The organism is Lentzea sp. NPDC060358 (assembly GCF_042725365.1).
Classification (GTDB): Bacteria; Actinomycetota; Actinomycetes; order Mycobacteriales; family Pseudonocardiaceae; genus Lentzea.
Genome location: NZ_JBHXCW010000079.1, coordinates 23,082 through 31,945, shown reverse-complemented (window position 1 = coordinate 31,945; position 8,864 = coordinate 23,082). Strand labels below are relative to the sequence as shown.

Annotated in this window: 9 protein-coding genes and 2 tRNA genes; 5 read left to right on the top strand and 6 right to left on the bottom strand. The window is 71.5% G+C overall.

Annotated features, from left to right (window positions below; all coding sequences use genetic code 11):
- Positions 1-3 precede the first annotated feature (3 nt).
- The 4 genes from ACFWGZ_RS18745 to ACFWGZ_RS18730 all read right to left on the bottom strand — a co-directional run bounded on the left by ACFWGZ_RS18745 (position 4) and on the right by ACFWGZ_RS18730 (position 5,930).
- Positions 4-960, bottom strand: a complete 957-nt coding sequence (locus tag ACFWGZ_RS18745; protein WP_382452790.1) for an ABC transporter substrate-binding protein — start codon at positions 958-960, stop codon at positions 4-6.
- The gene (locus ACFWGZ_RS18740; RefSeq protein ID WP_382452789.1) at positions 960-2,897 is read right to left on the bottom strand and encodes an ABC transporter permease subunit; all 1,938 of its coding nucleotides are present in this window, start codon (positions 2,895-2,897) and stop codon (positions 960-962) included. The genes ACFWGZ_RS18745 and ACFWGZ_RS18740 overlap by 1 nt, the downstream gene beginning before the upstream one ends.
- Entirely contained in the window at positions 2,897-3,919 is a 1,023-nt protein-coding gene (locus tag ACFWGZ_RS18735) for a glycine betaine/L-proline ABC transporter ATP-binding protein (RefSeq protein WP_382452788.1), read from the bottom strand. Before ACFWGZ_RS18735 ends, ACFWGZ_RS18740 begins: the two co-directional genes overlap by 1 nt.
- 256 nt (positions 3,920-4,175) lie before the next feature.
- On the bottom strand, positions 4,176-5,930 hold the full coding sequence (locus ACFWGZ_RS18730; protein WP_382452787.1) for a hypothetical protein: 1,755 nt from the start codon (positions 5,928-5,930) through the stop codon (positions 4,176-4,178).
- A gap of 19 nt (positions 5,931-5,949) precedes the next feature.
- On the opposite strand from ACFWGZ_RS18730, the gene ACFWGZ_RS18725 reads away from it, so the two are divergent.
- Entirely contained in the window at positions 5,950-6,711 is a 762-nt protein-coding gene (locus ACFWGZ_RS18725; protein WP_382452786.1) for an alpha/beta hydrolase family protein, read from the top strand.
- A 45-nt stretch (positions 6,712-6,756) separates the two neighbouring features.
- Complete coding sequence (locus ACFWGZ_RS18720) at positions 6,757-7,170, top strand: hypothetical protein (RefSeq protein WP_382452785.1); 414 nt, start codon at positions 6,757-6,759, stop codon at positions 7,168-7,170.
- Between the two features lie 70 nt (positions 7,171-7,240).
- Here the strand turns inward: ACFWGZ_RS18720 and ACFWGZ_RS18715 are convergent.
- Positions 7,241-7,314, bottom strand: a tRNA-Pro gene (locus ACFWGZ_RS18715).
- A gap of 62 nt (positions 7,315-7,376) precedes the next feature.
- Between ACFWGZ_RS18715 and ACFWGZ_RS18710 the strand changes: the two genes are divergently transcribed.
- A tRNA-Gly gene (locus ACFWGZ_RS18710) sits at positions 7,377-7,447 on the top strand.
- 103 nt (positions 7,448-7,550) lie between these two features.
- Here the strand turns inward: ACFWGZ_RS18710 and ACFWGZ_RS18705 are convergent.
- A complete protein-coding gene (locus ACFWGZ_RS18705) occupies positions 7,551-8,105 on the bottom strand; it encodes an NAD(P)-dependent oxidoreductase (RefSeq protein ID WP_382452784.1) in 555 nt (184 codons plus the stop codon).
- A 57-nt stretch (positions 8,106-8,162) separates the two neighbouring features.
- On the opposite strand from ACFWGZ_RS18705, the gene ACFWGZ_RS18700 reads away from it, so the two are divergent.
- Complete coding sequence (locus ACFWGZ_RS18700) at positions 8,163-8,465, top strand: winged helix-turn-helix transcriptional regulator (RefSeq protein ID WP_382452783.1); 303 nt, start codon at positions 8,163-8,165, stop codon at positions 8,463-8,465.
- Positions 8,462-8,797 carry a VOC family protein gene (locus ACFWGZ_RS18695; protein ID WP_382452782.1) on the top strand — a complete coding sequence of 112 codons (336 nt, stop codon included), beginning with the start codon at positions 8,462-8,464 and terminating at the stop codon, positions 8,795-8,797. Before ACFWGZ_RS18700 ends, ACFWGZ_RS18695 begins: the two co-directional genes overlap by 4 nt.
- Positions 8,798-8,864 lie beyond the last annotated feature (67 nt).

Here is an 8,864-nt window from a genome sequence, read left to right as displayed (position 1 = left end):
GTCTCAGGCCTTGCCGGGCAGCCAGGCCTTCACCTTGCCGGCGTTGGCGTCGGCCCACTTCTTCGCCGCGTCCTCCGGCTTCATCTTGTCCTCGGCGATGTACTTCGCGACCGTGTTCTGGTCCTCGTTGGTCCACGTGAAGTTCTTGACGAGCTGGAACGCGGGCCCGCCCGCGTCGGCGAACTTCTTCGACACGATCTTGTCGAGGTCGTAGTCCGGGTAGTCGCAGGCGACCTTCTCCGCGTCGGCGTCACAGCCCGCGGTGTACGGGGGCAGCTTCACCTTCTCGAGCTTGACCTCGTTGAGCAGCCACTGCGGCGAGTAGAAGTAGCCGATGACCCACTTCCTGTCCTTCTCCGCCTGGCGGAAGGCCTGGATCAACGCGGTCTCGCTGCCGCCGTAGACGACCTTGTAGTTCAGGCCGAGGTTCTTCACCAGCGCCTCGTCGTTGGTCACGAACGACGGGTCGCCGTCGAGCAACTGGCCCTTGTCGCCGGACTCCGAGGTCTTGAACCGGTCCGCGTACTTGTTGAGGTTGTTCCAGTCGAGGATGTCCGGGTGCTCCTGTGCGAGCCACGGCGGCACGTACCAGCCGATCTGCCCCTTCACGCCCGTGGACCCCGCGCTGACGGCGGTCTTCTGGTCGTCGACGTACTTCTTGCGCAGGTCGTCGTGGCCCCAGTTCTCGACGACGGCGTCGACCTCACCGGTGCCGAAGCCCTGCCAGGCCACCTCTTCCTTGAGCTCCTTCTTGGTGACCTTGCACTTGAGCTCCTTCTCGGCCACGTGGGCGAGCACCGCGGCGTTGGCCTCGTAGCCCACCCACGGGTTGATCGCGATGTTGAACGTCCCGCAGTCGCCGGCCGCACCCGGCGTGGTGTCCCCGACCTTCGCGCCACCGCACCCGGCGAGCGCGAGCGCCCCGACGAGCACAACTCCGAGCAGGCTGTGCCTTGCCACTACCGAACCTCCTGGTTGGTCCACCGCTTGGCGGCCGCCTGGGTGAGGCGGTCGAGCATGACGCCGAGCACGACGATCGCGACGCCCGCCGCGAGTCCCTTGCCGTACAACTGCCCCTGCGAGAACCCGGCCACCACGTCGTAGCCGAGCGCGCCGGCCCCGACGAGGCCACCGACGACGACCATCGAGAGCACGTGGATCAGCCCCTGGTTGGCGGCGAGCGTCACCGCCCCGCGCGCCATCGGCAGCTGCACCTTCACGATCGTCTGCCACGAGCTCGACCCCAGCGCCGCCGACGCCTCGACCGCCGCGGGCGGCACGGCCCGTACACCGTCCGCGATGATCTTGATCGCGACCGGGGCCGCGAACACCACCGCGGCGATGATCGCGGTGAACCGCGACGCCGAGAACAGCGCGAGGAACGGCACCAGGTAGACGAACGCGGGCATCACCTGCCCGGCGTCGAGCACCGGCCGGATGACCCGGTCGGCCCGCCGGCTGCGCCCCATCCACACGCCGACCACCACGCCCAGGACCATCACCATGATCGTGGCGACCAGCGTGGACGCCAGCGTGACCATCGCGTCCTGCCAGAGCCCGGTCGCGATCAGCAGGCCCAGGCACGCGGCGGAGACCACCGCGGACCGCACCCCGCCGACGAGGAACGACAGCGCCACGACCACCAGCGCCACCAGCAGCCACGGCGACTCGGCCAGCAGCGCCTGCAGCGGGTTGATCAGCGCCCACGTCACGAAGTCCTTGACACCACCCGTGATCACGGGCAGCGAGTCCTGCACCCACTCGGTCGCCGCCGTCGCTCCCTGCCGGATCGAGCTGCCGACCTCGAACTCCGACGGGAACTCCGCCGCCCACAGGTAGGTGTGGGAGAAGTACACGGCGACGCCCGTGACGCCCAGACCGCCGAACAGCGCCCACCGCGGGAGCGTCCGGCGCTCGGTCGCCGCCGTCGTGACGCGGTCCAGCACGATCGCCAGCACGACGATCGCGAGGCCCGCGTTGAACGCCGTGCCCACGTCGAGCGTCTGCAACGCCTTCACGACCGTCTTGCCGAGCCCCGGCGCGTCGATCAGCGCGGCGATCGTGACCATCGAGAGCGCGGCCATGATCGTCTGGTTGACGCCCAGCACGATGGTCTTGCGCGCGGACGGCAGCAGCACCTTCACCAGCGTCTGCCCGCCCGTCGCGCCGAGCGACTCCGAGGCCTCGACGGTGTCGCGCGGCACCGACCGGATCGCGTGCGCGGTGATGCGGATCGCGGGCGGCGCGGCGTAGATCAGCGTGGCGATCGTCGCCGAGGCCGGCCCGATCAGGAAGAACAGCGTCAGCGGCGCCAGGTAGACGAACGTCGGCATCGTCTGCATGAAGTCGAGCACCGGGGTCATCACCCGGCGCGCCCGGTCGGACAGCCCGGCCCAGATCCCCAGCGGGATGCCGAAGAGCAACGCGATCACGACCGCCGCCAGCGTGAGCGACAGCGTGTCCATGCTCTCCTGCCACAGCCCCTGCAGGCCGAGGAGCACGAACCCGGCGACCGCGAGCAGCGCGACCCGCCAGCCCGCCACCACGAGGCTCGCGAACCCGGCGACCGCGACGACGCCGAGCCAGCCCACCACCGGCACCGGCCGCCCGAACGACGGCTGCGCGACCAGGGCCTGGACGAACGTCACGAACTCGTCGACGACGAGCCGGATCTCGTTGAAGAAGTGGAGGAACACCGGGTTCGAGTTCCGCGACGCGCCGACCGCGTCGTTGACCTCGTTGACCCACCGGTGCAGCGGCGTGAGCTCGGAGGCGTCGAGCGGCAGCGTCCCGGAGTTGCGGAACACGAGCCACAGCACCAGCCAGGCCAGCACGACGCCGCCGACGACCAGCGCCTTGCGCGGCAGCTCCCGGCGCGGGGCGGTGACGGCGACCATCACGCCTCCCCGGCCACGACCCCGAGGATCTCCTCGTCCGCGACGACGCCGAGCAGCTCGCCGTCGCGCACGACCTTCACCGGCTTGCCGGCGCCGAGCACGCTGCGCACCGCCTCCCGCACCACGGTGTCCGGCGGCAGCTCCGGCCCGTCCAGGTCGTCGTCGGGGCCGGGTGGCCGCATGATCCACTTCAGCGTCAGGACCTGGGCGCGCGGCACGTCCCGCACGAAGTCGCGCACGTAGTCGTCCGCCGGCGCGCCGACGAGCTCGTCGCCCGTGCCGACCTGCACCACCTGCCCGTCGCGCATGATCAGGATGCGGTCGCCGAGCTTGAGCGCCTCGCCCAGGTCGTGGGTGATGAACACCATCGTCTTGCCGACCTCGCGGTGCAGCCTGATCACCTCGGACTGCATGTCGCGGCGGATCAGCGGGTCGAGCGCCGAGAAGGGCTCGTCGAAGAACAGGACGTCGGGATCTCCCGCGAGCGCGCGGGCCAGCCCGACGCGTTGCTGCATACCGCCGGAAAGCTGATCCGGGAAGGACTTCTCGTACCCCGTCAGGCCGACCAGGTCGATCACCTCCTGCGCGCGCCCCGCCCGTTTCGCGCGCGGTACCCCGCGGATCTCCAGCCCGTAGCCGACGTTGTCCGCGACCGTGCGGTGCGGCAGCAGACCGAAGTGCTGGAACACCATCGAGAACTTGTTCCTGCGCAGCTCGCGCAGGCGTTTCGCGTCCGCCTCGAGGATGTTCTCGCCCTCGAACGTCACCGTTCCCGAAGTCGGTTCCACCAGCCTCGTCAGGCACCGGACCAGAGTGGACTTGCCCGAACCGGACAACCCCATGACCACGAACATCTCACCCGGCGCGACCTCGAAGTCCACTCCGCGCACGGCGGCGACGGCGCCGGTGCGGTCCATCAGCTCCTGCCGGGACAACGACTTCAGCTCATCCGAGGCCACCACCCCGGCCGCGTTCGACCCGAACACCTTCCACAGGTCGCCCACCGAAATCACGGGATCCACGCCACACCACCCCGACCTGTTGCGGACTGCGCACACCGTTTCTCGATGCGCGACAGCATCGACCCCGCGCACGGGAACGGTCAAGAGTCGTCGCCACCACCGTCCTGTGTGGACCACCGATCATCCCACCACCGGACTGCCCGGGACGGCCGAGGAGGAGCTGGGCCGAGCAGACCAGCGCGGCGCCGGATCAAGATGAGCCCCCGAACGCCTTCGTCAACCGGCCTCGCGGAGGGGAACGTCGCGGCGTCCGCCCTCATCTCCCGCCGCGGGACCACCACTTCTCGTCGGGTCCGGAGATGTCCTCCACGCTCAGCCTGCGCACCGACCGCGCACGCCGGAGCCGGGCCACGAGCTGGTCCTGCCGTTGCGCGAGCCGCCGGTAGATCTCCACGGCCGGCGTCTCCCGCCGGCCCAGCCTCCGTTCGACGGTGCGCCAGTTGCCGAGGAACTCGAGCGTCAGGTCGATGACGGCCTGCCCGGCGTGCGCGGTGAGCGTGTCGGCGGGCGAGGCGAACCGCCCGGCGTGGAACGCCAGGTTCCGCGTGACGTAGAGCCACTCCAGCACGGCCGCCGCGGTGTCCTCCTGCTCCCGCAACCAGTCCGCGAGGGCCCGCGAGTCGGCGAGCCGGCCCCGCCAGAGCTCCACGAGGTCGCGCACCAGCCCGCCCTCGTCGGCGGCGAGCGCGGTGACGGCGTCCTGCGCGGCCCGCAGCCGGTCGTCCGGGCGGGGGTGCGGGACGAGCACCTCCAGCCAGGCGTCGACAGATTTCAGGTGGTGCTTCACCCCGGTCGTCGGCACGTGCGCGGCGAGCGGCCCGCGCAGCTCGTCGTCGTGGTGGGTGACGACGACGTGCAGGCTGATCAGGTGCTGCCGCAACACCTGCAGCGCGCACGCCTTCGCGAGCCACCCGATCTTGCCGGGGTCGAGCCCCGTCGCCTCCAGGGCGCTCCACGCGAGACCGGCGCTCGCCATCGGCGCGTCGACCTGCCGCGCGAGGTTCGCGACCCGCATCGCGCTGCGCAGCTCGGCGGGCCAGTAGGCGGTCAGCGGGTAGGCGTTGCCCACCGTGCGCCGGTGCTCGGTGCCGCGCGTGACCCGCCCACCGGGACCGCTGACCTGCCAGACCGGCGCGATGTGCAGCTCGGTGAGCCGCTCCCCCGCCGCGTACTGGTCGAGCACCTCGTTGAGAACCCGCCGCCCCCTCACCGCCGCGGTGTGCACGTCGGCGGCGAGCACCGGCAGCCGCACCAGCACCGACGAGCCGCTCACCGCCTCCTTGAGGAAGTCGTCCTTCGGCAACCTGTTGCGGTGCAAAGGTTCCTGCCTCGCCTCCGGCAACAACCCGTCGAGGTGCCGCAACACCCGCGCGCCGCTCACGACGAACGCCACGACGTGCTTGCGCGGTTCCGGCCACAGCACCTCGGCGAGGTCACCGGGTTTCTTGAGCCACCGCAGGAGGTCCGCACGCAGCTGCCGGCCGTCCCTGCCGTGCACCGCCACGAGCACGGCGACCTCGGCGATCATCCTGGCGCGCAGCGGCAGCTCGACGCCGGTCCACAGTGGAGTGACCCACTTCTTGACCTCCGCCGCCAGCGCGTCCGGGTCGAGCCGCGCGGCGGCCGCGGCCGTGACCAGCGGGGTGAGCCGCGGCCCGTCCGCCGCGATGGCCGCGTCGACCTCGAGCAGGACCCGGCGCGCCCGCGCGAGCTCCTCGGCTCCACCGCGCGCGTACGCGGGCCTGGCCGCGTCGACGCACCGGATCGACGTGGTGATGATGCGCCGCAACAGGTTCCAGCGCGGCTGGTCCGCGGCCGCATGGCTCTCGAGGGCGGTCTTGGCCCGCGTGACGGCGAGGAACGCGCTGGTCAGCCCGGCCACGTGCTCACCGAGGTGCGCGTCGGGGTCGAGGGCCCGCAGCACGCCCTGCAGCACCGCCCGCTGCCCGCGGCCGAGCCCGGCGTCGTCGAACGCGTGCCGGAGCCGGGCGTCGAGGTACTGGTAGCGCACGTGACGCACCATAGAGGTCATGGACAACCGGAAAGCGGTCTTCGCGGGCACCGACGGCCAGGCCCTGGCGGGCCGCCTGGAACTGCCGGCCGGCGACGTGGTGGCCACCGCCGTCTTCGCCCACTGCTTCACCTGCGGCAAGGACTCGGTCGCCGCCACCCGCATCGCCCGCGAGCTGGCCGCCCACGGCGTGGCGGTGCTGCGCTTCGACTTCACCGGCCTCGGCCAGTCCGGCGGCGACTTCGAGAACACCACCTTCACCTCCAACGTCGACGACCTCGTCTGCGCGGCGAACCACCTCCGCGACACCATCGGCGCCCCGAGCGTCCTCATCGGACACTCCCTGGGCGGGGCCGCGGTCCTCGCCGCCGCCCAGCGGGTCCCCGAGGTCCGCGCCGTCGTGACCATCGGCGCCCCCGCCGACACCGCGCACGTCGAGCACCTGCTCGGCCCGTCCAAGGCGGACATCGAGACCCACGGCGTCGCCGAGGTGCTGCTCGCCGGGCGCCCGTTCCGGATCAGCAACGGCTTCCTGACCGGCATCAACAGCCAGGACCAGACCGCGTGCATCGCCGGCCTGGACCGCGCGCTGCTGGTCATGCACTCGCCGCAGGACGACCTGGTCGGAGTGGACAACGCCCGGCTGATCTTCGACGCGGCCCGGCACCCGAAGTCGTTCGTGTCGCTGGACGGCGCGGACCACCTGCTGACCGACCGCGCGGACGCGGCGTACGTGGCGCGGGTGCTGGCGGCGTGGGCGAGCCGCTATCTGGAACCCTGATGGCCCCCTCGTAACGGTCGTCTTTCGACGAACGACGGACCGTCGGTGAGGCGAACAACGACGTTCCTGCTGCCCCTGCTCGCACTGACCTCGGCCTGCGCCACCCCGCCCTCACCGGGCGGCACCACGTCCTCCGCTCCGCCGACGAACAGAGGGGGAGCGACCCCGGTGGTGCAGGTGCCGGGCATCCCGCCCAAGCCGGACGCCGCGACCCAGGCCGCGTACGTCGCGGACCTGGACGCGATCGACCGGGAGATCGTGAACGGCAACGCCGACCGGGCCGTCAGCCGGGGCCGCGACCAGTGCATGAGCGTCGCGAAGACCCCGGGCGACCAGGCGAAGCTGGTCGAGCTCACGGCGCAGCGGTTCACCTCGCCGAACCACCCCGCCGGTTTCGGTCCGGAGGTCTCGGCCCGCGTCCTCGCCGCGGTGCGCAAGCACCTCTGCCCGGGCTATTAGCGCCCGCGCGGTTCGCAATGGCCGGAGAAGCGAAAACCCGCAGCGGCGCCGCTGCGGGTCTCGTCAACCGTCGGGGCGACAGGATTTGAACCTGCGACCCCCCGCTCCCAAAGCGGGTGCGCTACCAAACTGCGCCACGCCCCGGTTGCACCCAGCTTACCGCCACCCGCTAAGGTGGTGATCGCAGCCCCGACAAGGGCGGCAGTGCGGGCGTAGCTCAATGGTAGAGCCCTAGTCTTCCAAACTAGCTACGCGGGTTCGATTCCCGTCGCCCGCTCGCGACCGAGGCCGACGCTCGTCTGCACACCACGCAGACCGCGTCGGCCTCTCGCATTTCTCCCGGGGGCCGAGCCCCCGGACCCCCGTGCTCCGGCCCGCGGTCACGCCGGGGCGATGCCGATCTGGGTGTGGTGGTGGGCGGGGCGTTCGATCTCGTCGACCACGGCCAGCGCGAAGTCCTCGTAGGTCAGTTCGCGCGACGGGTCGGGGCCGCTCAGCCGGTAGGCGCCCGTCGCCTCGCCGCCGAAGTCGCCCGCCGGGCTCATCACGAGCCAGTCCACTCCGGACGCCGCGAGGACCTCCACCCCCGCGGCGTGGCCCAGGCAGAACGGCCTGAACTCGGCCGGGAAGTCCGGTGCGTCCACCACGCGCACGCCCGGTGCGGTCTCCAGCAGCGTGTAGATGCCGACCACGAGGATGCGGCCGACGCCCGAGGCGACCAGGGCCCTCGCGGCGTCCGCGTAGAACTCGGCCGGGTCGCGGGACAGGTCCACCACCGAGCTCACCGCCACGTCGTGGCCGGCCGCGACCGAGGCCGCCTCCTGGACGCCGGGGTCGCGGCCCACGCGCGTCACCTCGTGGCCGCGCGATTCCGCCGCGGCCGCGATCTGGGTGCCCGCTTTGCCGGACGCCCCGAAAACAACGATCTTCGCCATGTCCGCGACGGTAGGGTCGGCGGTGCCGGTTTCCGCAACGATATCGGGGGTGAGCAGGTGGAATGCCAGCACGGCGACCTGCCGTACCGCATCGGTGACAAGTGGACGGCGCACGTGTTGCGGGCGTTGCAGGGCGGGCGCCGCCGGTTCACCGAGGTGCGGGCCGAGATGGCGCACGTGACGCCCAAGGTGCTCACCGAGACGTTGCGCGCCATGGAGAGGGACGGCACCCTCACCCGCGAAGTGTTCGACGAGAATCCGCCACGGGTCGAGTACGAGCTGACCGCGCACGGGCGCAGGGTGCTCGGGCTGCTCGACCTGTGCTGCGACTGGGCCCGAGAGAACCTGGTGAAGACGTGAGGCTTGAGCAGATCGTTGTCGACAGCGCCGACCCGGGCCGCCTCGTGCGGTTCTGGGCGGAGCTGCTCGGCGGTGAGCCGGTGAACCGCGAGCACGGCTGGTCGCACGTCGAGCCGCCCGGCGGGACGCGGATGTCGTTCCAGCCGGTGCCCGAGCGCAAGGACGTGAAGAACCGGCTGCACCTCGACTTCGTGGTCGAGGACATCGAGGCCGCGGTCGTGAGGGCGGTGAGCCTCGGGGCGACGCGCGAGGGCGTGGTCGTCACGGACGAGCAGGGCAGCTTCCAGGTGATGCGCGACCCCGAGGGCAACGAGTTCTGCTTCGTCCGCTGAGCGGTCGGCCCTCAGTGGAACGCGCGCCAGAGCTCCTCGCCGAAGCGGACCGCGACGACCACCAGCA